The following is a 22,451-nucleotide window of genomic DNA, read 5'->3' on the forward strand; positions in this document are numbered from 1 at the left end:
TTCGAGGCTGGTTTTTGTTTGAAGTGATTTTACATTATTGATAGATATAAGGTGTACATTTTATTGTAATTAATTGATTATATCCCGCTGTATCAATGGCAGACAGCATATATTTTTTAAAAGCTTATTAATACTTTCGTCGTTATATTGCAGGTCATAAACAAAACTTGTTTGATAGGCAGTTTATAATTACTTTATATTTGTAGAATTCTTTTAAAGCATAAAAGGTAATTTGTCACCTAAAATCGTAAGATGAAAAAGTTTAATAAATTTATTTTTACAATACTGTTATTGCTGTCTCTGAAAAGTTTTGCTAGTCCCCAAATACCCGATATAATTATTTATAAAAATGATACAATTTCAACATACAATTTATTGATTGAGAATTATCTTAAAAAAACATATAGTAAAGATAATTTTGAAAATGTAAGCTTTAAAAATCAAGAAGCAATGCCATTAAGCTGTTGGAGAGGTTATCAAGCAGTTTATGAAATTATTGATAGCAAATTATATTTATCAGGAATAATTGATTGTGGTGGTTTAAGAAATAAAAAGGAATTGTTAAGTAATGAATCTTTATCGAGAATGAAGGAAATTTTTGGAGATAAAGTAATTAGTGGAAAAGTTTTAATGGATTGGTTTTCAGGTAGTATAAATTTTACCAAAAAATTTAATAAAAACAATGTATTACGGGAAAATATTTTTTTTCTAATAATTTTCAGACATGAAAAAGTACTTGATTTTAGCAAAGGAAATTTGATAAAGGATTATGATGTAGATAATTATGAGAAAGTAAAAGGTGGTTACAAGAGATTACACAAAAATAAAATCTCTGATATTATTTTTAAACCTCTTAGCAAAGTTAATTTTAAAAATGATAAAAATTTTAGTTGTTCTGATAAATATGTCATAACCATTGGAGAGAAAGGTAAAATATCTAAGGTTAAAATGGCTCATGATGACGATGAAATCGATAAATATTATGATAAGGATGAATACCAATTTTGTATAAAGAAAATTGAGAATAGTTTGGTTTATCTTAAATTTGATATTATAAAAAATAGAGGTAAACCTATTTCCGAAGATGTATACATAGAAATTGATCAGAAAGAAGATGGTAAATTAAAAAATGAAACGTATATATACAAAAAATCAACGTTTAGTAAAAATTAATTCTATCTAAATTTTCTACATTTGTTCAATGAAGATAGCGTACCTCGGTCCACAGGCAAGTTTCACTCAATTGGCAACATCTCAGATTTTTCCAAATGAAGAATTAATTCCACAATCCAGTATTTTAGATTGTTTCAATGCTGTGAAAAATAATGAAGTAGATAAGGCAGTAGTTCCTTTAGAAAATTCTATTGAAGGCACGGTTTCAATGACGCTCGATTATCTCTATGATTTTGATGTATTTATCGAAACTGAACTCGTAATGCCAATTGCACATCATCTGATGATTCATCCGGATAATGAAACATTTGAAAAGATAATTTCACATCCGCAGGCTTTAGCGCAGACTTTTCATTTCAGATATGACCATTATAAAAATATTCAGTCACAGGATTACAGTTCAACAGCCGCAGCCGCAAAATTAGTTTCGGAAAATCCAAGTGAGAAATGGGCGGCAGTTGCCAACCGATATTCAGCAAAGTTGTATGGTTTAAAAATCATTCATGAAAATATTCAGGATTTTGAACAGAATCACACCAAGTTTATCGTGATTTCAAAAAAGAAAGAAAGTGTACAACTTAATTTGCCACAAATTTCTGAAAAAACATCTCTTATTATTACACTTCCCGAAGATCATGCAGGAGGTCTTCATCAGGTACTTTCCGTTTTTGCCTGGAGAAGAATGAATCTCTCAAAAATCGAAAGCCGAACCTTGAAAACCGGTTTGGGAAATTACTTTTTCTTTATTAATGTCGCAAGTGAGTGGCATAATGTACTGTCTCAAAATGCCATCGACGAGATTATTGCTTTAGGCTGTAATGTGAAATTTTTAGGACATTATGATGAATATGTTTTTAATGAATAATTTCTTTAAAAATTGTTTTAATGTGTACAATTATTCTTATTTTTAAATAACAAAATTCACACACATGATGATTAAAGAAAAACAGAAAAGTTTCATTAATGAAGATTTCAAATATTTTGCAAAGCTTTTCGGAAGTGCAACCCTGAGCTTTTTAAAAATAAACCTAATCGCACAATTCTCCATAGCAATTCTCTGTGTGGCGACAATAATAATCGTGATCCGACAGACCTATTCAAATGGCAGCGGATCCGTTCATTCAGATGGCGAAGCTGCCATTGTTGTACTTTTCATTCAACGACCATTTGCTTTTGGTTTGACGTTATTGAGTATGATAGCCAGTCCGTTTTTACTATTTTCAATGGGAAATAAATACGTCATTTTTAAAACGATCAACCGTCTGATTTCCGATAAAGGCGAAAATTTGTTGTTTCCTATTATTGATAAAATACTTTTAAAAGTAAGAGAGCATCAACCGGAATTGTTCACACAAGGTGTAGACAAAACTAAGTTACAGTTGAGAATTTTGCAGGAAATAAGAGATTCAAAACAAAATAAATGGCTGAAGAAAATCATCACTTTTGGTTTTAAAAAATTGACCTGAACGAAATTGATTTCAAAGACGAGAACGTAAATTTTACTGAAATTATTAAAGTGAAAATCATCGATCAGCTGAAAAGTATTTCTGAACCTAGCCGGCTTTTCTTGGGTAATTTTGGGGATTAATATTTTATTATTGGTCTTGACAGGTTTTAAAGTGATATAAAAATATCTGGATATTTCCAGTGTACTATTCAATAGGAATAATTTTTGACCGTACTTTGCAATTCAATTCATCTTCAAAATTATGTTTGACAAACAGCAGCGAAAGCTGAAAAGATCTGCCCGGCTCATATCCGTTTTAAGCAAATACGGATTTAAAGATATGATTGCCAGAATGGGCAAAAAACCTGAAGAAAGTTCTACCCAATCTGATGAAATTATTTCAAAAGGAACCGTATACGAAAGAATTCGATTAGTTTTGGAAGAATTGGGACCTACGTTTGTGAAACTCGGACAGACATTCAGCAATCGTGAAGATCTGCTTCCACCGGAATTAATTCAGGAGCTACAAAAACTTCAGGATCGGGTAGAAGTAGTTGATATGAATGTTAAAGAAATTCTTGAAAATGAATTTAATATTTCACTTCAAGACTGTTTTTCTGAAATTATTACCAAACCTTTAGCAACAGCTTCGATTGCACAGGTGTACAGAGCCACTTTAATTTCTGGTGAAGAAGTTATTTTGAAAATAAAAAAGCCTGATGTTCTCAGTGTAATTGAAGATGACTTGTTGCTCATCAAAGATTTGGTAAAACTCATTTCAACCTATTCTGAAATTGGTTCGAAACTTAACTTAAAACAAGCCATCACAACCTTTGAAAAGTCTTTACTGGAAGAAGTTTCATTAGTGAATGAAAGAAATAATATCAAACAATTTGCTTTAAATTTTAAGAACAATAAAGAAACTTATGTTCCGGTCATTTATGATGAATTTTCCAACAATAATGTTCTGTGTATGGAATTTATTGACGGAATTAAAGTTACTGACAAAGATGAATTATTAAAACATAACATCGATCCGGTTGTTGTTTCCGAAGAAGGTTTAAGACTTTTTGTTTCCCAGATATTAGATTACGGTTTTTTCCACGCAGATCCGCACGCCGGAAATATTCTGGTAAAGAGAGACGGAAAAGTTGTTTTTATTGATTTTGGTGCGGTAGGAAAAATTCAGCCTAACGATAAAGAAATTCTTGAAAGTTTAATCGTTGCTTTTGTGGCAAAAAATTCCAATAAAATAGTTCGTTACCTCAAGAAGATGGCTGTCAGCTACGAAATTCCTGATGAAAAAAGATTTGAAAATGATGTGCAGGAAGTTGTAAGTTTTGTTCACAGTACTTCCTTAAAAGATATTGATCCGCAGGTAATTATGAATAAAATGAAAGATGTTTTGAAAGAAAACAGATTGTACATGCCGGATTATTTTTATCTTTTATTCAAAGGAATTGGTTTGATAGAAGGTGTAGGAAGAACCATCAATCCTGATCTTGATATTGTAAAAAGTCTTCATCCTTACACCAAAAAAATACTGAAGAAAAAAATCAGTCCAAAAAAAATTCTCCAGTCAGGAATGGACAAAATGATGAATTTCACCGATAACTTAGATGAAATTCCAAAAGAACTCCGTTCTGTTTTGCAGAAGTTGGACGATGATAAATTTACCATTTCCAGCGAAATTAAAAATATTGAAAAAACCAATCAGCTGATCAAATCAAGCATTGTCAATTTAATCTTAGCAATGATTTTAGGCGCAAATATTATCGCTACAGCAATCGTTTTTGTTTCAGAATCCGGACCCAGAATAGGGGAAATGTCTCTGATTGCGGTTTTAGGATTTTTATTTTCTGTTTTTCTGATAGTTGTTCTTTTATTGAGAATTACAAGGAAATAGTTTTGTGCAGATAGTAAGATTAAATAGCTATTCAATGTGTCATTCTTAAGGAATCTTCACATAGCTGAAATATTTGTCTAGACTCCTTGGAATGAGAAATATTCTTATTGAAATTCGATTGAAGAAGCATCAAACATCAATTTTTCAACCATAAAAGTCAATCGAATTAATTGCCTATCTTTGCAAAATGGAAAAACTCACTTTTGCAGACTTTGACCTTCCGGTAAAAGTTCTTGATGTTTTAGCAGATTTAAATTTATTTGAGCCTACTCCAATTCAGGAGAAAAGTATCGGACCTATCCTGTCCGGAAGAGATGTGATGGGAATTGCACAAACGGGAACAGGTAAAACCTTAGCTTATCTTTTGCCGGTTTTGAAGACCTGGAAATACAATAAAACAGGAAATCCTACAGTTGTTGTTTTGGTTCCAACAAGAGAATTGGTGGTTCAGGTTACAGAAATCGTAGAAAAACTGACAGAAAACATCACTGCAAGAGTAATTGGAATTTATGGTGGAAAAAATATCAATACGCAAAAGCTTTTATTTAATGACGGTTGCGATATTTTGGTAGGAACTCCGGGTAGAATTATGGATTTAGCCATTGATAATGCAATCTCGTTAAGAGAAGTTCAGAAGCTAATCATTGATGAGTTTGACGAAATGCTGAATCTGGGTTTCAGACCACAGTTGACGCACATTTTTGAGATGATGAGAGAAAAAAGACAGAATATTCTTTTTTCTGCAACCATGACAGAAGCGGTAGACGAAATGTTGGATCAGTATTTTGCAGGACCAATAGAAATTTCGTTAGCAAAATCTGGAACGCCGCTTGAGAAAATTGATCAGACGGCTTACAAAGTTGAGAACTTTAATACAAAAATCAATTTGCTTGAACATTTGTTGAAAAACAATGAAGATATGTCTAAAGTTTTGATTTTCACAAACAATAAGAAGAACGCAGATTTATTGCTTACCAAAATAGATGAGCTTTTCCCGGAAGAATTTGATGTAATTCACTCCAACAAATCTCAAAACTACAGATTGAAAGCCATGAAAAGCTTTGAAAAAGAAGAAATCAGAGGTTTGATCACGACTGACGTTATGGCGAGAGGTTTGGATATTTCAAACATTACACATGTAATCAATTTCGAAACTCCGGAAGTTCCTGAACAGTACATTCACAGAATAGGTAGAACAGGTAGAGCAGATAAAGACGGTAAAGCCATCACATTTGTTGCTAAAAAAGAAGAAACTTTGGTACTTGATATTGAATTATTGATGGATAAAGAATTAAGATACATCGATTTTCCTGCTGAAGTTAAGATCAATCCTAAAAAGATTGCCTCTGAAGAAGATGTAATTCTGATGAAGAATCCTGCACAAGCCAAATTATACGATGGTGGAGGAGCATTTCACGAAAAGAAAGATAAAAACAAAAAGGAAAACTGGGGCGGACCGTCAAAAAGAAAAGAACCTAAAAAATTCGGAGCCAACAGATCACAACAGAAAGCAATCTCTAAATCAAAGAGAAAGAAATAAAAATAAAAGCGATTTCAAATTTTGGAATCGCTTTTTGTTTTTTAATCATTTTTAAAAATATAATTCATCATCATTTTGAATGGAATCGTAAGAAATTCAGGATGGATTGATGATTCCCAATGATCAACATCAAATGTTTAGATTAAATTTTAAATACAATCTACAAATACAGCTCGAAACTCTTGCTCGTAATTTAATTTTTATAGTTTTATTTCATATAAGGTTTCATCACTTTTGCCCAAAGCTGATAACCTTTTGGAGTCATGTGCAGCATATCTTCCACAAAAAGATCTTTTCTTACCTTTCCACTGGCATCATTCATTACTTTTGTGATGTCTATAAAATCTGCATTTTTTTCCTCTTTCATAAATTGGGCAATCTTTTTATTGGCTTCTTTCATCTGCGGCCAAAGGCTTTCTCGACTGGGAGAATATTTTATTGAAATAAAATCAATTTGAATTTGAGGAAATTTTGCTCTTATCTTGGTGTAAAAGGTTTTAAATCTGTCAACGACAACATCAGCTTTCAATTTAGCATCATCAGCAAAATCATTTTCGCCACAATAGATGATAATTTGTTTTGGCTGGTAGGGATTTAATAAATCTTCGGAATAATAATTCAAATCTGTCAACCGTGATCCTCCAAAGCCTCTGTTAATAATTGTTTTTCCCGGAAAATACTCTGAAACGTCTTGCCATTTTGTGAAAGAAGAACTTCCAATTAATAGAATGGCGTTTTTTGGAGGTGTATATTCTGAATTTAATGTATTGAAATCCTGAATTTCCTGCCAGAACATTGGTTTTTTTTCTTGTGAAAAAATAATAGTAAATGTAAGCAATAAAAATGCTGATAAAATCTTCTTCATTGTTTTGTTAATTTTATTTCTGGGAAATAAATAGAATAAAAAAACTCCCGAAATGTTCGGGAGTCTGTTAATTTATCTGACGTAATTTAAATACGTAAAATCAATGACCTGATCTCCGTCTTGGTCAATATTGTCAAACATTGTCATAAATCGCATTTCTGTACTGCTCAGGATAATAACTTTATACATTCTTGGCAAATCATTGTCATACTGAATGACTAGTTCTTTCTTTTCTGAATCGTAAGAATATTTACCTTCTGTTTTGCTGCTTGTACAGCTTGCTCCTATACCGGTAACTGCAGTGTATGCAGCATAATAATCGATTCTGAATTCGGTGATGCTTTTTGCACTGCATCCTGTAGGAACATCAGTAGAAATTACAGTTTTGTTGTCTGCACCGGAAATTACTTCCTGTTTTGTCATCTTCCATTCACCTTTTAGCATATCCAATTCATAGTTTTGAATATCATCATCTTCACAAGAACTCAGCGCCAAGGCCGAAAAGGCAAATAAAAGCAAATATTTTTTCATTTTCACAAATTTAATAATATGCTAAAATATAAATAAATTTGAAATATTTATAATGAAATAAAGGTTTTTTAAACTAATGTTTGTAAAAAAGATAATTCTTGAGCATGAAGGATGAAATCAGCAGTTATTGATCTTAAAAATTTCAAAGACTTTGAGCTATCAATCATATCATTCTATTTAATAACTCATTTCTACGATCTTGTAAACATCTTGAGGTGTAAGATTTTTATATTCGCCCAAACCTTGCCAATTTCTTTCTTTAAAGGTCTTTTCAATACGTTCTGCCGTATTTTGGTAATCTTCCGTATAATCTGAAAGTTTTGTTTGAATTCCTAAACTATGGAAAAATTCTTCCATCTTTTTGATGGCTGCTTCTGCTTTTTCTTCTAAGCTTCCTTCAGTAATTTTCCATACTCTTTCTGCATATTGAGCCAGTTTCTCTTTTTTAGTTTCAAAATTATAACGGTAATGAGAAGGCGCAATCACAGCTAGTGTTCTTGCATGATCGATTCCGTAGTAAGCAGTAAGCTCATGTCCCATAGCGTGAACTGCCCAATCGGTCATTACACCTTTTTGTATTAAGCCATTTAAAGCCATGGTGCAACACCACATGAAGTTTCCGGCAGCATTATAATCAAAATTGTCGGCCATTACTTTGGGCGCTGTTTCTTGCAAGCTGATCAAAATGCTTTCTGCAATTCTTTCCTGCAGATCAGCTGAAGATGGAGATGTCATGTATTGTTCTAAAACATGCGTGTAAGCATCGGCTATTCCGTTTGCGATTTGTTTTTTTGGAATTGATTGTATGACTTCAGGATCTAAAACCGAAAACTGAGGAAACAAGCCGGGACCGCCGGATGATAATTTTTCTTTGGTCTCTCTTCTGGAGATCACGTATCCCGAATTCATTTCTGAGCCGGTTGCAGGTAAGGTGAGGATAGTTCCGAAAGGCATTCCTTCACCCTCTAAAGTTCTTACCGGTTTTGTCAAAATTTCCCAGGCTTCACCATCGTAATTGGCTGCTGCTGATAAAAATTTCACACCATCAATTACAGAACCACCTCCTACGGCGAGTAAATAGGTAATGTTGTTTTCTTTGATCAATTGCAAAGCTTTTACTAAAACTTCACACTCAGGATTGGCAGGAACACCACCAAACTCTTCAACATCATGGTTTTTTAAGGCATCTTTTACCTGATCATAAACGCCATTGGTTTTGATGCTTCCGCCACCATAAACCATCAAAACCTTTGCATCTTGCGGCACTTCTTTTGAAATTTTAGCGATCTCGCCTTTACCGAAAAGTATTTTAGTTGGATTTTTTAACTCGAAATTAAGCATTGTTCTGAATTTATTTAAAGCCAAATTTACGGATTGATTGACGATATTTTAATGCTTAGAAGTTTAAAGTTTGTATGATTGAATTTTATGAAAACTATTGTGTTTTTCAGTGATTAGAAATTATTATTTTTTTTCTGAAGAAAAATATGTCTCTCTCTCACTTTAATTTCGTCATTTATTCTTTTCAGTTTGAGTAGGGCGAAGATGAAGAAAGGAATGTAAAGGATTGGAAGAAATGTGTAGACTGTAAAACTTTCTGTCATCGTAAAATATACAGCAACTCCTGTAAGAATAAGGAGGATTACTGTATGAATGATCATTCGGGTATTATATTTTTTCTTATTGACTTTAAGCTCTTCAAGACTTTGATCTGAAAGTATTTTCTTTTGCATTCTTAAAAATTATTAAGAAACAGTAAACAAATATTGTGCTATTCTCTATAACAATTCCCTATGTGTAGATTATTTTAATCTTTAATTTTTTTTAAATATCTTATAATAAACGTTTTAATCTATGGATATATTCACATAAAGTAATTATTTATGATATAAATCATATATAGTGGATTTCTACCTAAGTTTTAATGATTAATATTAACATCATAATATTGAAATTGATTTTCTCTGCTTCAGAATATTCAGTTTTTTCCAAATCGTAATTTTGATTAGATGTTCTGATGATTGTAATCGATTGTATTGATATTTTTTTTTGTTAAAATCAGGATAATTTAAAGTTAATTTATCCAAAATACATTTAAAATCTATTACATTTGTTATATGAGACACGACCAGCGCGCAGAAAAATTCAGGCAAATTGTAGAAAATAAATTTCAGATCTACAATTCATTATTTATGAGCCTGCCTTATGACAAAATGACCAATATCGGGATGTTACTTCCATTTCTTTATGAAGAAAGCAAAGAAGGTTATCAGGCAGGGAAAACGCCGGAAGATATTGTAGAAGAATTCTTCACCAATCACACCGATTTAAAAACAGAAGAACAAAAACTGGAGTTGCTGTTTAAAATTATTCAGTATATTGAAAGACAGGTGGTTTTGTTTGATAGTATTGAAGATGCTGCTTTTCCAAATTTACATTCTGAAAGCGACAGCGGAACCGTTACTAATCTTTTTGAACGCTCTTTACAGGATCATAAACTGGAGAAAGTACGAGAAAAATTGAGAGATTTTACGGTAAAAGTAGTTTTTACAGCTCACCCTACACAGTTTTACCCAAGTTCTGTGCAGAGAATTTTACATGATTTGAGAAAATCAATCACCGATGATTCGATTACCAATATTGATATGCTTTTACAGCAATTAGGTAAAACACCTTTTGTTAACAAAGAAAAGCCAACCCCGATTGATGAAGCCTTGAGCATCATTCATTATCTGAGATATGTATATTATGATAGCATTGGCGAACTGTTTACAACAATCAAAAAGACTTTTGGTAACGGACATTTTCATTTGCATGAAGATTTGATTCAGCTTGGTTTTTGGCCGGGTGGAGACAGAGACGGAAATCCTTTTGTAACAGCTGATGTAACAAAAAGAGTTTCTGAAGAACTGCGTTCTGCTATTTTAAAATCGTACTACGGAAATTTAAAAGATGTAAGAAGAAGATTGAGTTTCAGAGGAGTTTCAGAAGTTTTGGGATTATTGAGCGCCGAATTGTACACTGCGATTTTTAGAAATGAAAGAATTACCGCTGAAGATATTCTCAGAAGATTACATGAAGCTGAAAAAATATTGGTTGAACAACACAATTCTCTGTTTCTTGATCAGCTTGAAAATTTCAAAGACCGTGTGAAGATCTTCGGAACTCACTTTGCGACTTTAGATATAAGACAGGACAGCAGAATTCATCAGCAGGTAATTGATGATGTTTATCAATCTAAATTCGGTGAATCTGAAGCGAGCAACGAAGAGAAATTTAATCAATTAATTCAGGTTTCGGAAAAAATAAATGCCGATGATTTTGATGATATTGTGAAAGATACTTTAATCAATGTCGCTCAGATAAAAGATATTCAGTTTGCCAACGGAAACAGGGGGATGAACCGATATATTATTTCCAATTCTGATGCCGTGAAAGATGTCATGAATGTTTATGCGTTTTTCAAAATTTCAGGATATAAAGATGATGAAATCAATATGGATATTGTTCCGCTTTTTGAAACCATGGAAGGTCTTGATAATGCAGAAAGCGTGATGACCGAATTGTACCAAAACCCAACATATCAAAAGCATCTTGAAAGACGAGGAAATCAACAGACGATCATGCTTGGCTTTTCAGACGGAACCAAAGACGGAGGTTATCTGAAGGCGAACTGGGAAATTTATAAAGCAAAGGAAGTTCTCACAAAATTATCAGAACAAAACGGAATAAAAGTTGTCTTTTTTGACGGTAGAGGAGGTCCTCCTGCGAGAGGTGGCGGGAAAACTCATGATTTCTATGCTTCTCAAGGGAAAACAATTGCCAATAATAAAATTGAGCTAACGATTCAGGGGCAAACAATCACCAGCATTTTTGGAAATAAAGAACAGGCAAAATACAATTTTGAACAATTACTGACTGCCGGAGTTGAAAATGATGTGTTTAAAAATTCTAAAAAAGATTTAACGGAAAAAGAAAGAGCATTAATTCTTGAATTAGCAAATATCAGTTATAAAAAATATTCAGATCTAAAAGCGCACCCGATGTTTGTGCCCTATCTACAGGAAATGAGTACACTTGAATATTACGGGAAAACCAATATTGGAAGCCGACCGTCTAAACGAGGTGGCGGAAATGAGTTGAAGTTTGAAGATTTGAGAGCAATACCATTTGTGGGATCCTGGTCTCAGTTAAAACAAAATGTTCCGGGGTTCTTTGGTTTTGGTTTTGCGATGCAACAATTAAAAGAAGAGGGAAGATTTGATGAAGTGAGAGAATTATACAGAGGTTCAGATTTCTTTAAAACTTTAGTTTTAAACTCGATGATGAGTATGAATAAATCTTATTTCCCATTGACGTATTATATTAAAAACAATCCTAAATTTGGTGAATTCTGGAATGTGCTCTTCAGCGAGTATAATCTTTCAAAAGATATTATGCTTGAATTAACAGGATTTAAAATGCTTCAGGAAGAAGATCCTTTATCAAGAAAATCAGTTAAAATTCGGGAGAAAATTGTACTTCCTTTATTGAGTATTCAGCAATATGCTTTAATGAAAATTCAGAAAGGGGAAGGTAATAAAGAGGCTTATGAAAAACTGGTGACAAGATCACTTTTTGGGAATATTAATGCGAGCAGGAATTCGGCATAAGTGATTCACTTTTTAGCTATAAATAAAGCCTTCCGATTGGAAGGCTTTATTTGTAATTTATCTCGTTTATTCTTTCAAAAACTTCTCATAATAAACCTTATCCTTAACCTGAATTTTCAAGTAATATGTTCCCTTTGCAAAATCCTGAACATTGATTGATTTTTTATCTGATTTTAAAATAAACCTTCCAAGATTGTCATAAATTTCAAGAGAGGAAACATCACCTTCAGTAGCAATGTTTAAAATAGATCGCACTGGATTTGGAAAGATGGCAATTTTTTCTCTTTTTACTAATTCAGAAGTATTCAGAACGGAATTGTATAAGTTCCCGAAATTTAAAATTCCATAACCCATTTGATCGGTATGAGTAGGGAACAGAGAAGCTGTCTGTCTTAATTGCATTCTCATTGTATTTCTGTTCATCGCGGGGAACGCCTGAATTAAGCATGCAACTCCGCCTGCAGCAATTGGAGTGGCGATGGAAGTTCCTGAGACAGATGTTGTTGAATTATTATTTACCGTTGCGGCTGCGGTTCCTCTTGCACTTGCATCTGGTTTAATAATTCCGGCAGAATTGGGTCCGTATGATGAAAACCCTGATGAAAATCCTGCAGAATCTACAGAACCAATAGTGAAAACCTGTGCGTTATCACCTGGAGTAGTAATGTAATGCCATGATTGTTCTCCTGAGTTCCCGGCAGCAATTAAAACAAAAATTCCTTTGCTTACGGCAATTTGACTTGCTCTTGCTATGAAAGAAGTCGTTCCGTTCATTTGAGCATACGTATAACTGTATTTGGGATCGTCAAAAATGTTGTAGCCTAAAGATGTAGTTATAACGTCCACGCCTTTTCTGTCAGCTTCTTCCGCAGCTTCAATCCAATATAATTCTTCTTCAGGGATTTCTATCGTCGCATTTTCACTTCGATACAAATAAAAGTCTGCATCCGGAGCAGAACCAACAAAACTGTTTTGAATATATCCGCCAATCGCTCCTAAAACAACAGTGCCATGATTATTCAGGGATGGCTCATAAATATTTGTGTTCTTCATAACAAAATCGTAACCGCCTTTAATCTTATTATTCGTCCATAATCTTGAAAATGCGGAACCTGTATTGACAGTCGGAAAACCGGTATCAATCACAGCGATTGTCACACCGGTTCCTGTATAACCGGCAAGATGAAGAGGTCTTAAGTTAATTTGGTCAATTTGTGCAGAACCAGAACCGTAATCAAATGTTGTTAAAATCTTTTGGCTTTGTTCAAAACTTTCCCATTTATTAAATTTTTGGGTCTTTAAAACTAAAGAAGAATTTTTAGCGAAACTTTCTACAGACTGCACGAATGGCTGTGCCTTTATTAAATTAACCTGAGCCTGGTTGGCCATTACGGCAACTCCGTTCAGCCATTTCGAATAATCGGTAACCGTAAATCCTAAATTCTGAATATTTTGTATAAATGCCTGTTCAATGGGTGCGTCCTGATCGTTCAGAGGAATTCCTAATGCGGTTCTTCTGTTGAGTGCTTTCTGCGTTAATTCTGATAACGGATTGGCATAGAATGCGGCTTTATTGGGCTTGTCATTAAAATAGATAAAAACCAGTTCGCTCTGTGCTGAACTTAAGCTGTAACCTATTAAAAAACAAAATAGTAAAAGTTTTTTCATCTCTTTATTTTGTATAAAGATAAAACAAAATTCAATAAAATTTTCGGTAGGATTTTAAATTCCTTATTTTTACGGAAATATTTGTCTGTGAAATTGCGACAATGAATCAGTTTAATTATCATTAAAAACTGAAGCGATCTCAATAACATAGAAATAATAAATAACTACGTATGAAAAAAATACAGATGGTTGACTTGCAAAGTCAGTATTACAAAATAAAAAATGATGTAGATAATGCGGTTCTTAATGTGTTGGATTCTGCAGCTTTCATCAATGGTCCTGAAGTAAAATCTTTCCAGAATGAAATGGAAACCTATCTTGATGTAAAGCACGTGATCCCTTGTGCAAACGGAACAGATGCTTTGCAAATCGCTTTGATGGGTCTAGATCTGCAGGAAGGTGATGAGGTGATCACAGCTGATTTCACTTTTGCGGCAACCGTAGAAGTTATTCATTTGCTTAAATTGAAATCTGTTTTGGTAGATGTGGATTATGATACATTTACGATTTCAACAGATCAGATCAGAAAAGCAATTACTCCAAAAACAAAAGCGATTATCCCTGTTCATATTTTCGGACAATGTGCGAATATGGAAGAGATTTTAAAGATTGCTGAAGAACATAATCTGTTTGTTATCGAAGACAATGCGCAGGCAATTGGTTCTCAGTTTACATTTTCAGATGGAAAAGTCAGTTATGCCGGAACCATGTCAACAGTTGGGACAACGTCTTTTTTTCCGTCTAAAAATTTAGGTTGTTACGGTGACGGTGGAGCGATTTTTACCAACAACGATGCGTTAGCTCACCGTTTAAGAGGAATCGTCAACCACGGAATGTACGAAAGATATTATCATGACGAAGTGGGGGTAAATTCAAGACTAGACAGTATTCAGGCAGCTATTTTAAGAAAAAAACTTCCGAATCTGGATTCTTATAATGATGCAAGAAGAAAAGCAGCAGATTATTATGACGAAGCTTTTGCCGAAAATGCAAATATTTTAACTCCGAAAAGAGCAGAATATTCAACCCATGTTTTCCACCAGTACACTTTAAGAATCCTGAACGGAAAACGTAATGATTTGCAAAAATTCTTAACTGGAAAAGAAGTTCCTGCAATGATTTATTATCCCGTGGCTTTAAGAAAACAAAAAGCATATTATCAGGAAAGTAACGATGCAGATTTTGTAAACACAGACAAACTTTTGGATCAGGTAATTTCACTTCCGATGCATACAGAATTAGATGAAGAGCAGTTGAAGTACATTACGGATGCGGTGTTGGAGTTTATGGGATAAAATGAAAAAATACATTTTTAATAGTAAAAGGCTATATTTTGCAAATTTAATTTTTTGCATATTTTTATTATCGCTTACGATTTTAAGTCTTTACTTAATAAATAATTTTACGGATGATAATCTTAAAGCTGAAAATAAAAATCAGGAACTAATATTATATTCGGTTTATTTTGTGACTTACATTTGTGCTTTAATAGTTCTTTTTACAAGACTAAAAAAGACATTAGTGTATCTTAATATCTTATTTTCTTTTGCTATAATATTAAATATTTTTGATTGTATTTTTCACTTTTCCGAACATAACAGTTTTTTACTAAAATTCATTTCTTTAAGTATATCTTTTTCATTTATGTTAGGTTTTTCTGTTTTAATATATTTTAATAATAGGAAAAGGGAAAGTAATGCTTGGTCTGAATTGGATGAAATTGGAACCCAATAAATAAAAAAACATAAATAAACATGGCAATACTTGTAACAGGCGGACTAGGATACATCGGTTCTCACACTGTGGTTGAACTGATCAATAATAACTATGAAGTAGTTATTGTAGATGACTTATCCAATTCGGAAAAATTTATTTTAAATAATATCGAGGAAATTACAGGGAAAAGACCTCTGTTTTATCCTTTTGATTTAAAAAGAAAAGAACTTTTGCATCAGGTTTTTGATGCGCACAATATTGAAGGCTGTATCAATTTTGCTGCATTTAAAGCAGTTGGTGAAAGTCAGGAAAAACCTATTGATTATTATGAAAATAATTTGTTTTCATTAATCAATATTCTGCAGGAATTTAAAGCAAGAGAAATCTCAAACTTTATTTTCAGTTCGTCCTGTACTGTTTACGGACAAGCAGACACAATGCCGATTGACGAAAATACTCCGTTGAAAATGCCTGAAAGCGTTTACGGTAAAACCAAACAGATGGGTGAGGAAATTCTAAAAGATTTTGCTCAGGCTTATAAAAGTAAAATATGTCTTTTAAGATATTTTAATCCCATAGGAGCGCATCCGTCATCATTGTTAGGCGAATTACCTATTGGAGTTCCGAATAATCTTGTGCCTTATGTGATGCAGACAGCAGCCGGAATTCGTGAAAAACTGAGCATTTGGGGAAATGATTACCCTACAGAAGACGGTACTGCAATTCGTGATTATATCTATGTTGTAGATTTGGCAAAAGCTCACGTTGCAGCCCTGAAAAGTTTAATCAATAAAAATTCAGGCGAAACTGTTATTGATGTTTACAATTTGGGAACCGGAAAAGGATCATCAGTTTTGGAAGTGGTTAATGCTTTCGAATCTGCTAATAATGTTGCTGTACCTTATCAGATTTGTGATAGGAGAGAAGGTGATATTACCGTTGCTTATGCTAATGCAGATAAAGCAGAGAAAGAATTGAGCTGGAAATCTGAAACTTCTTTAGAGGAAGCATTAAAAACGGTATGGGATTGGCAGAAGTATTTAGAATCCAGAACAAATTAATTTTAAACAAATCAACTATATTATATATGAAGACAGATAAAATAGGCATTACATTTTCCTCATTTGATTTATTACATGCAGGTCACATTAAAATGTTGGAAGAAGCCAAAACCGTTTGTGACTATCTGATTGTAGGACTGCAAATTGATCCTTCTCATGATCGACCGAATAAAAATAGACCGACTCAAACCATTGTTGAGCGCTATATTCAGCTAAAAGCGGTGAATGCAGTTGACGAAATAATTCCTTATTATACAGAGGAAGATCTTGAAGATATTTTAAAATCCTTCGTGATTGACGTCAGAATCATCGGTGATGATTATATGGACAGAGATTTCACTGGGAAAAAATACTGTGAAGAAAAAGGAATCGAAATTTTTTATAACAAAAGAGATCACCGCTTTTCATCCAGCGACTTAAGGAAAAGAATTTACGAAGCCGAAATGGCAAAACTAAAATAAAAAAAATCCCGAAAATAATTTTCGGGATTTTTTATGTCCATTAATTTTAATTACATCGGACCTTGCTGGTCGTCTCCTGTAGCATTAGCATTTACGTCTTTCTTTCTCTTCGGCTGCTCTATTTTTTCACCTTGTTTAAATCTGTAGGTCAAAGAAACCGCAAACTGTCTTGGCTGCCATTGCATATAAGATTCTCTGCTAAATTCAGCAGTATTGGTGGTGCTTCTCATAGCACGCGTATTGAAGATATCCTGAATGTTGAAACTCACTGTTCCGTTGCCATCCCAAATTGTTTTTGAAGCTCCAAAATTCAATGCATACATATCGTTTCTGGTTTGGTTTTCTGTTTTCTGAGCACCTCTGTAGAAGCCCTGTAGCTGGAAACTGAATGTTTTGTCAATCTTAAATGTCGACGTCAGTCTTGCTCTGGTAGAAAAACCTGTTCCTTCAAAAGATAAAGGGGTACTCACAACAGAAGGATCAGAGAAAATACCTGTTGTTTTATATCCAAATAGATCGACGTTCCCTAAGAATTTCAACCATTTTGTTGCATCCCAATTAAAGTTTAAGTCTAAACCATAACGATCATCTGATCCCAGATTGATAGGTTTGGTTTTAAAAATTCCATTATCAGAATAGACCAGCATTTTTACATCATCGGTAGAATGTCTGTAATAAAGGGTAGGGTTGATCGTAAATTTACCTTTCGAAATACTGTAACCAAATTCATAAGAATCTACATAAGATGGATTTAAATCAATGTTACCTTCAAAGATATTCTGGTTATCTGTATAACTCGGGTTTGGAATCAAGAAGAAAGATCTCGGTCTGTCGATTCTTCTGGAGTAATTCACTAAAAACTGATTGTCTTTTGCGATCTCGTAGCTTAAGAATACCGATGGAAATAAATTATTGTAAGTTTTTTTGCTATTAATATCCTGTGTGTAATAATCTAGGTTTGAATATTTAATATCAATTTGAGAATTCTCATTTCTCAATCCTAATTGATATCCTACTTTACCGATTTTACTTCTGAACTGAACATATCCTGCATTGAAAATTTCTCTGTAATAGGCATTATACGTGTAAACATTTAAAAAATGAAAATTAGATTCTGGAGCTGGAGAATATCTTTCTAAAACATCATTGTCGTAAATATTTTGATTGATATCTAATCTGTAACCCGCTTCTATTTTAGAATTTTCACCAATCGGAAGCTCATAGTCAGCTTTACCTACCAATGTTTTGTTTTTTGTATTCTGATTGATTGAATTCTGCAATTCAAAAACATTATTTTGAGTCTGATCTACAAAAGTATCATTATATGATCTGTTACTTTGTAAGCTTGCAGATAACGATAGGTTTTGCCCTTTATCATCAAATTTATGATCAATACCAAAATCACTCTGGAAAGCAAGATTGTCGTTAGATCCTGTATTTACCCTCTTCATGAAAGAATTCGGATCTTTTAAGAAACGGTAATCATACGTAATTGTGCCTATGTTTTCACTTTCAAAAGTTCTTACAGTAGCTGATGCATTAACTGATGTTTTATCAGAAATATCATATACGATACCTGTAGAAGCATTATAATTACTGTTGTTGTTATCTGTTATAGACTCCTGATCGGTCGAAGTTCTGTCATTGTCTAAAACGGCATTAAAGAATCTTGCATTATTTCTGTTTGTATTCTTAGATTCACGATATCCGCCGCCACCATTCAGAAACCAAGTTAAGTTTCCTTTTCTCCAGCTCAAATTGGTGTTTAAGTTAGTTTGAGGCAGATATCCCAAAGTTCCGATAATACTACCGTTAAAACCTGTTTTTTTAGATTTCTTCAAAATAATATTTAAAATACCCGCTGTTCCGCTTGCTTCAAATTTTGAAGAAGGGTTGGTAATCACTTCAATTCTTTCAATCTGGTCTGCAGGAATACTCTGTAAAGCATTTGCTCCATCATCAATTCCCAGAAGGGCAGAAGGTTTTCCATTAATTAAAAAACGAACGTTTGAGCTTCCTCTCATAGAAACCGTACCGTCTGTATCTACAGAAACTGAAGGTACATTTGAAAGTACGTCCTGAAGATTTCCCCCTTTACTTACAATATCTTGTGACGGATCGTAGGTTCTTTTATCCAGCTCTACTTTATAAGGTTTTGTTGCAACGGTTATCGTTACTCCCTGGATTTCCTGAGTCTTGCCATTAGTTGCAGATCCTTCAGGTTCTATTGATAAGGCACCAATATTTCCTGCTGCCGAAATCTGTTTGTTGGTAACAGTTTTTTTGTAATCGATTGCTTCAACTGAAATATCATAATTTCCGGGAGTCAATTCTAGGGTGTACTGTCCTTTTTCATCAGTCAGTGTAGCATCACTGAAGAGTTTATTCTGTTTATGGCCGAAAGTAACCGAAGCGTAAGGTACAGGTTGATTACTCTTGTCTACAATGGTTCCGGTTACGCCCACTTTTTCCTGCCCGAAAGCAAAAGCTGCTGCAGATAATACAAAGGTAAGTCCTAGAGTTTTCTTTGTAAAAATGCTGATAATTTCCGTCTGATTCATAAGATATTCTTTAGATGAAATCATGAAAAATACATTTATAATTATGAAATTATTAAATGTATAATTTCTGTATTTTCATGATAGTTTATTATTATTTAATAAATAAGTCGCCTTTATCTACGTTTTGTTAATTATTAAATTGTTAAATTTTAGTTAAATATTTATATTATTTGATATTTTTTGAGTTCAGCCAATCCTGATACGCTTTAGCGTTGATTACATGCTCTTCTGCACTTGCTGTAAATTTGTGGTAACCCATTCTTGCTGGGTCTGCACACATAAAAATATATGAGTTTTTTTCTGCATCCAAAACTGCATCCACAGAAATTTTATCAACCACACAGATAGGTCCCGGCGGAATTCCTGCATTAGCGTATGTGTTGTACGGCGACGGAGTTTTCAGATGCTTGTAAAAAACTCTCTTGATGGGTTCTTTAAAGTTGGTTTGCTTGTTAATTGCATATATTACAGTAGGATCAGACTGAAGCTTCATTCCTTTTCTGAAACGGTTTAAATATAATCCTGCAATAGTTTTCATTTCATCGGGCTTTCCTCCGGATTCTTTATAAACAATTGCAGCTAAAGAATAAACCTGCTCTCTTGATAAGCCTGATTTCTGTTCTTTTGATTTTCTGTCGGCGGTCCAGAATTCATTGTATTGATCTTCAAATTTTTTGAAAAATTCTTTTGGGGTTACCGTCCAGAAAAAATTATAGGTGTCGATGAAAAAATATTTTTTAAGATCTTCAGCATTATTGTAGCCTTTTTCTGAAGCAATTTTATTTAAATCATTTACAAATCTTAAAGAATCAAGTTCAGTTTTTCTAGAAACTTTACCAACCATCTGATAAACATCTCCGAAGTCTCCGATTCTGAAAGAATTTTCTGTCTGATTTCCTGCTTTGATCATATTGACAAGAGCAGTGTTGCTTGCCCCTTTCTCAAAACGGTAACGTCCCGGTTTAAAATACTGATCCATATTTTTATCTTTTGCCACTTCAACAAAAGATTCTTTATTATTAATATATGGAGTAATAGAATCTAAAATCTGGTTAAAATTTGCTCCGTGAGGAATCAAAACAAATCCGTTTTTCTGAATGTTGTTTCCGTAATATTTTTTATAAAATTTAAAACCAAAAAATCCTGCCAAAGCAAGAACAAAGAGGATGATAATGAGAATAACTTTTTTCATTATAGATAAGTAGGTTAAAAGTTTAAGTTTTTTTTAAAGCAGATCAATCTTACCTCTGAAAACTTGTTTTGCGGGACCTTCCAGCCAAATATTACGGAAAGAATTTCCGTTTTTTTCAGCATACACTTTAAGATCTCCACCCAAGGTTTTAACTTTTATAGAAGTTAGATTGTTTTTTTGAAGAAAAGTTAAAGCAGAAGCGGTAACTCCTGTTCCGCAACTGAAAGTTTCGTCCTCAACACCTCGTTCATAGGTTCTTACAAAAATCTCATCATTAGAAATATTTTCAACAAAATTGACGTTGATGCCTTTTTCCTGATATTTTTCAGAATTTCTTATGCTGTTTCCTTCTGCAAATACATTAAAATTGGCAATATCTTCTACATATTTTACATAATGCGGTGAACCCGTATTCAAAACTGAATCATTTCCGTCATTAATGATGTTTTCAACATCTATCATTTTCAGCTTCACAATTCCGTTATGAGTTTCAGCTTCATGTTCACCGTCAGTGGCAATGAACGTACATTTATTTTCAAAAATATCAAGAAAGAAAGCAAATGCTACCAAACATCTTCCGCCGTTTCCGCACATGGAGCTTTCTCCGCCGTCAGAATTATAGTAGACCATTTTGAAGTCATATTGTTCATCGTTTTCCAATAAAATGAGTCCGTCAGCTCCGATCCCGAAACGTCTGTCGCATAATTTTTCAATGATTTTTTTGTTTTTAGGAAACTGCAGATCTCTGTTATCAATCATTACAAAGTCGTTTCCTGTTCCCTGATATTTATAAAATTCCATATTTTATTTGTCTAAAAACTGACATGCAAAATTACTGTATTTAAAACGGAAAAACGAACAGCTGATGCTGTTCGTTTTGTTATTTAGAATAATTATTATCTGAATCCTCCACCTGATCTTGTAGAGTTATTTTGGTCGTTTCTCTGAGGTGTTGCAGGCGGAGTGGTTTGGGTACTCGGAGTTGTATTTCTGAAACCCCCGTTACTGTTTGACCTTGGTGTACTTTGTTGTTGCGGTCTTTGTCCGCTATTAGTATTACCTTGATTTCTGAATCCGTTGTTTGATCTGGGATTAGTATTGCTATTGGTTCTGGGATTTGTATAATTACCGTTATTAGTCGGTGTATCTCTGAAACCGCTTGCAGGTCTTTGAGACGAGCTTCTTTTTTCTATATAAACTTTTGTTCTGTTATCGATGTAAGGTTTATAATAATATAAAACAGTAACAGCAATGATACTCAGAATAAAAAGGAAGCCCGCAAAAATCCATTCTTTTTTTGAAGCCCAGGAAACTTCCACATGAATGTGATCTTCAGAATTCTTCGACCACAACACCCATCCGTAAATACTCATTGAGGTGTAATAAACATTAATCATACAATCTCCCAGAAGTCCGAAATTAAAAAGAATGTAAACATAAATGATCGTAGAAATAATCCCGGTAGGATAAACCCAGATATTTTTTTTCACTGAAAAATAAACACTTAAAATTCCGAAAAAAGTTCCTGCTGCTTCAAGAAAGATCTGAAGAACTTGTATAGGTTTCATAGGGTTTAAGAAAGAGATTGTACAAATTCATATCACCAAAAATAAACAAAAAATTAATGTTCAGTAAATGTTTAATACAAGTGAAAATCAGTTTTTTATATTTTTTTATT

The 22,451-nt window shown here is 33.3% G+C and carries 17 protein-coding genes and 1 pseudogene; 9 read left to right on the forward strand and 9 right to left on the reverse strand.

The window, feature by feature from the left end:
• Positions 1 to 252 precede the first annotated feature (252 nt).
• From ACZZ9T_RS10500 to ACZZ9T_RS10520, 5 genes are all read left to right on the forward strand, one after another.
• Positions 253 to 1,173 (forward strand): hypothetical protein, encoded by a 921-nt coding sequence (locus tag ACZZ9T_RS10500; RefSeq protein WP_463442043.1) that lies wholly within the window; start codon positions 253 to 255, stop codon positions 1,171 to 1,173.
• Positions 1,174 to 1,201: 28 nt separating this feature from the next.
• Complete coding sequence (gene pheA, locus ACZZ9T_RS10505; protein ID WP_463442044.1) at positions 1,202 to 2,038, forward strand: prephenate dehydratase; 837 nt, start codon at positions 1,202 to 1,204, stop codon at positions 2,036 to 2,038.
• A gap of 64 nt (positions 2,039 to 2,102) precedes the next feature.
• The gene (locus tag ACZZ9T_RS10510; protein WP_463442045.1) at positions 2,103 to 2,639 is read left to right on the forward strand and encodes a hypothetical protein; all 537 of its coding nucleotides are present in this window, start codon (positions 2,103 to 2,105) and stop codon (positions 2,637 to 2,639) included.
• 243 nt (positions 2,640 to 2,882) lie between these two features.
• Positions 2,883 to 4,526, forward strand: a complete 1,644-nt coding sequence (locus tag ACZZ9T_RS10515; protein WP_463442046.1) for an ABC1 kinase family protein — start codon at positions 2,883 to 2,885, stop codon at positions 4,524 to 4,526.
• A gap of 187 nt (positions 4,527 to 4,713) precedes the next feature.
• On the forward strand, positions 4,714 to 6,066 hold the full coding sequence (locus ACZZ9T_RS10520; RefSeq protein WP_463431914.1) for a DEAD/DEAH box helicase: 1,353 nt from the start codon (positions 4,714 to 4,716) through the stop codon (positions 6,064 to 6,066).
• 208 nt (positions 6,067 to 6,274) lie between these two features.
• On the opposite strand, the gene ACZZ9T_RS10525 is transcribed toward ACZZ9T_RS10520, so the two are convergent.
• The 4 genes from ACZZ9T_RS10525 to ACZZ9T_RS10540 all read right to left on the reverse strand — a co-directional run bounded on the left by ACZZ9T_RS10525 (position 6,275) and on the right by ACZZ9T_RS10540 (position 9,195).
• Positions 6,275 to 6,931 carry a GDSL-type esterase/lipase family protein gene (locus ACZZ9T_RS10525; protein ID WP_463442047.1) on the reverse strand — a complete coding sequence of 219 codons (657 nt, stop codon included), beginning with the start codon at positions 6,929 to 6,931 and terminating at the stop codon, positions 6,275 to 6,277.
• Between the two features lie 72 nt (positions 6,932 to 7,003).
• The gene (locus ACZZ9T_RS10530) at positions 7,004 to 7,462 is read right to left on the reverse strand and encodes a lipocalin-like domain-containing protein (protein ID WP_463442048.1); all 459 of its coding nucleotides are present in this window, start codon (positions 7,460 to 7,462) and stop codon (positions 7,004 to 7,006) included.
• A 177-nt stretch (positions 7,463 to 7,639) separates the two neighbouring features.
• Positions 7,640 to 8,803 (reverse strand): iron-containing alcohol dehydrogenase, encoded by a 1,164-nt coding sequence (locus ACZZ9T_RS10535; protein ID WP_463442049.1) that lies wholly within the window; start codon positions 8,801 to 8,803, stop codon positions 7,640 to 7,642.
• A 113-nt stretch (positions 8,804 to 8,916) separates the two neighbouring features.
• Positions 8,917 to 9,195, reverse strand: a complete 279-nt coding sequence (locus ACZZ9T_RS10540) for a hypothetical protein (RefSeq protein WP_463442050.1) — start codon at positions 9,193 to 9,195, stop codon at positions 8,917 to 8,919.
• A 384-nt stretch (positions 9,196 to 9,579) separates the two neighbouring features.
• Here ACZZ9T_RS10540 and ACZZ9T_RS10545 point away from each other — a divergent pair, with 384 nt between their 5' ends.
• Positions 9,580 to 12,114, forward strand: a complete 2,535-nt coding sequence (locus ACZZ9T_RS10545; RefSeq protein WP_463442051.1) for a phosphoenolpyruvate carboxylase — start codon at positions 9,580 to 9,582, stop codon at positions 12,112 to 12,114.
• A 66-nt stretch (positions 12,115 to 12,180) separates the two neighbouring features.
• Here the strand turns inward: ACZZ9T_RS10545 and ACZZ9T_RS10550 are convergent, their stop codons facing one another.
• Complete coding sequence (locus ACZZ9T_RS10550; RefSeq protein WP_463442052.1) at positions 12,181 to 13,782, reverse strand: S8 family peptidase; 1,602 nt, start codon at positions 13,780 to 13,782, stop codon at positions 12,181 to 12,183.
• A 170-nt stretch (positions 13,783 to 13,952) separates the two neighbouring features.
• On the opposite strand from ACZZ9T_RS10550, the gene ACZZ9T_RS10555 reads away from it, so the two are divergent.
• The 3 genes from ACZZ9T_RS10555 (at position 13,953) to ACZZ9T_RS10565 (ending at position 17,020) form a co-directional block, all read left to right on the forward strand.
• Complete coding sequence (locus ACZZ9T_RS10555; RefSeq protein WP_463442053.1) at positions 13,953 to 15,077, forward strand: DegT/DnrJ/EryC1/StrS family aminotransferase; 1,125 nt, start codon at positions 13,953 to 13,955, stop codon at positions 15,075 to 15,077.
• A gap of 459 nt (positions 15,078 to 15,536) precedes the next feature.
• A complete protein-coding gene (gene galE, locus ACZZ9T_RS10560; protein WP_463442054.1) occupies positions 15,537 to 16,559 on the forward strand; it encodes a UDP-glucose 4-epimerase GalE in 1,023 nt (340 codons plus the stop codon).
• Positions 16,560 to 16,585: 26 nt separating this feature from the next.
• Entirely contained in the window at positions 16,586 to 17,020 is a 435-nt protein-coding gene (locus tag ACZZ9T_RS10565) for an adenylyltransferase/cytidyltransferase family protein (protein WP_463442055.1), read from the forward strand.
• A gap of 50 nt (positions 17,021 to 17,070) precedes the next feature.
• Here the strand turns inward: ACZZ9T_RS10565 and ACZZ9T_RS10570 are convergent, their stop codons facing one another.
• From ACZZ9T_RS10570 to pnuC, 4 genes and pseudogenes are all read right to left on the reverse strand, one after another.
• Positions 17,071 to 19,581, reverse strand: a complete 2,511-nt coding sequence (locus ACZZ9T_RS10570; protein WP_463442056.1) for a TonB-dependent receptor domain-containing protein — start codon at positions 19,579 to 19,581, stop codon at positions 17,071 to 17,073.
• Positions 19,582 to 19,747: 166 nt separating this feature from the next.
• Positions 19,748 to 20,773, reverse strand: a complete 1,026-nt coding sequence (gene mltG, locus ACZZ9T_RS10575) for an endolytic transglycosylase MltG (protein ID WP_463442057.1) — start codon at positions 20,771 to 20,773, stop codon at positions 19,748 to 19,750.
• A gap of 33 nt (positions 20,774 to 20,806) precedes the next feature.
• On the reverse strand, positions 20,807 to 21,574 hold the full coding sequence (gene dapF / locus ACZZ9T_RS10580; protein ID WP_463442058.1) for a diaminopimelate epimerase: 768 nt from the start codon (positions 21,572 to 21,574) through the stop codon (positions 20,807 to 20,809).
• 407 nt (positions 21,575 to 21,981) lie between these two features.
• Positions 21,982 to 22,372 (reverse strand): annotated as a pseudogene (gene pnuC, locus ACZZ9T_RS10585) (nicotinamide riboside transporter PnuC); the annotation flags it as partial.
• Between the last annotated feature and the right edge of the window lie 79 nt (positions 22,373 to 22,451).

The sequence above is a fragment of the Chryseobacterium sp. AC417 genome (genome assembly GCF_979258215.1).

Excerpts from the sequence above, each read along its gene's own strand:
- ACZZ9T_RS10510 (WP_463442045.1), top strand. The coding sequence starts at position 2,103 with ATGATGATTAAAGAAAAACAGAAAAGTTTCATTAATGAAGATTTCAAA.
- ACZZ9T_RS10515 (WP_463442046.1), top strand. The coding sequence starts at position 2,883 with ATGTTTGACAAACAGCAGCGAAAGCTGAAAAGATCTGCCCGGCTCATA.
- ACZZ9T_RS10525 (WP_463442047.1), bottom strand. The coding sequence starts at position 6,931 with ATGAAGAAGATTTTATCAGCATTTTTATTGCTTACATTTACTATTATT.
- mltG (WP_463442057.1), bottom strand. The coding sequence starts at position 20,773 with ATGAAAAAAGTTATTCTCATTATCATCCTCTTTGTTCTTGCTTTGGCA.
- ACZZ9T_RS10530 (WP_463442048.1), bottom strand. The coding sequence starts at position 7,462 with ATGAAAAAATATTTGCTTTTATTTGCCTTTTCGGCCTTGGCGCTGAGT.
- dapF (WP_463442058.1), bottom strand. The coding sequence starts at position 21,574 with ATGGAATTTTATAAATATCAGGGAACAGGAAACGACTTTGTAATGATT.
- ACZZ9T_RS10535 (WP_463442049.1), bottom strand. The coding sequence starts at position 8,803 with ATGCTTAATTTCGAGTTAAAAAATCCAACTAAAATACTTTTCGGTAAA.
- ACZZ9T_RS10520 (WP_463431914.1), top strand. The coding sequence starts at position 4,714 with ATGGAAAAACTCACTTTTGCAGACTTTGACCTTCCGGTAAAAGTTCTT.
- galE (WP_463442054.1), top strand. The coding sequence starts at position 15,537 with ATGGCAATACTTGTAACAGGCGGACTAGGATACATCGGTTCTCACACT.
- ACZZ9T_RS10500 (WP_463442043.1), top strand. The coding sequence starts at position 253 with ATGAAAAAGTTTAATAAATTTATTTTTACAATACTGTTATTGCTGTCT.
- ACZZ9T_RS10555 (WP_463442053.1), top strand. The coding sequence starts at position 13,953 with ATGAAAAAAATACAGATGGTTGACTTGCAAAGTCAGTATTACAAAATA.
- ACZZ9T_RS10565 (WP_463442055.1), top strand. The coding sequence starts at position 16,586 with ATGAAGACAGATAAAATAGGCATTACATTTTCCTCATTTGATTTATTA.
- pheA (WP_463442044.1), top strand. The coding sequence starts at position 1,202 with ATGAAGATAGCGTACCTCGGTCCACAGGCAAGTTTCACTCAATTGGCA.
- ACZZ9T_RS10550 (WP_463442052.1), bottom strand. The coding sequence starts at position 13,782 with ATGAAAAAACTTTTACTATTTTGTTTTTTAATAGGTTACAGCTTAAGT.
- ACZZ9T_RS10545 (WP_463442051.1), top strand. The coding sequence starts at position 9,580 with ATGAGACACGACCAGCGCGCAGAAAAATTCAGGCAAATTGTAGAAAAT.
- ACZZ9T_RS10540 (WP_463442050.1), bottom strand. The coding sequence starts at position 9,195 with ATGCAAAAGAAAATACTTTCAGATCAAAGTCTTGAAGAGCTTAAAGTC.
- ACZZ9T_RS10570 (WP_463442056.1), bottom strand. The coding sequence starts at position 19,581 with ATGAATCAGACGGAAATTATCAGCATTTTTACAAAGAAAACTCTAGGA.